Source organism: Mesorhizobium alhagi CCNWXJ12-2, from assembly GCF_000236565.1.
Taxonomy (GTDB): Bacteria; Pseudomonadota; Alphaproteobacteria; order Rhizobiales; family Rhizobiaceae; genus Allomesorhizobium; species Allomesorhizobium alhagi.
Window position 1 is genome coordinate 1 of the sequence record NZ_AHAM01000111.1, and the last position, 513, is coordinate 513.

At 60.2% G+C, this 513-nt stretch carries 1 protein-coding gene; it reads right to left on the reverse strand.

What is annotated here, in order from left to right; genetic code table 11:
- On the reverse strand, nucleotides 1-513 hold a 513-nt coding region (locus MAXJ12_RS13415; RefSeq protein ID WP_008836431.1), incomplete at both ends, for an NADH-quinone oxidoreductase subunit N.

A 513-nucleotide genomic window follows, 5' to 3' on the forward strand; every position in this document is an offset into this window, starting at 1 on the left:
GTCGAACCACATGATCTTGATGATGCGCAGATAATAATAGGCGCCGACCACGGAGGCGAGCACGCCGATGACGGCCAACGCATAGAGCCCGGCGTCAATGGCCGCCAGGAACACGTACCATTTGGCCCAGAAGCCGGCGAGTGGCGGAATGCCGGCCAGCGAGAACATCAGGATGGTCAGGATCGTCGCCATCATCGGATTGGTGGAAGAAAGGCCGGCAAGATCGCTTATCTGCTCGACATTGCCATCCTTGCGCCGCATGGCGAGGATGAACGCGAATGTGCCAAGCGTCATCACCAGGTAGATCGCCATGTAGATGATGACGCCGCGCACGCCTGTCTCGGAATTGGCCGCAAGCCCGACCAGCGCGAAGCCGACATTGCCGATCGAGGAATAGGCCATCAGGCGCTTGATGTTGGTCTGTCCGATCGCCGCGAAGGATCCAAGCGCCATCGAAGCGATCGAGACGAAGACGACGATCTGCTGCCAGTCGGCCGCTATCGGCTCCCCACG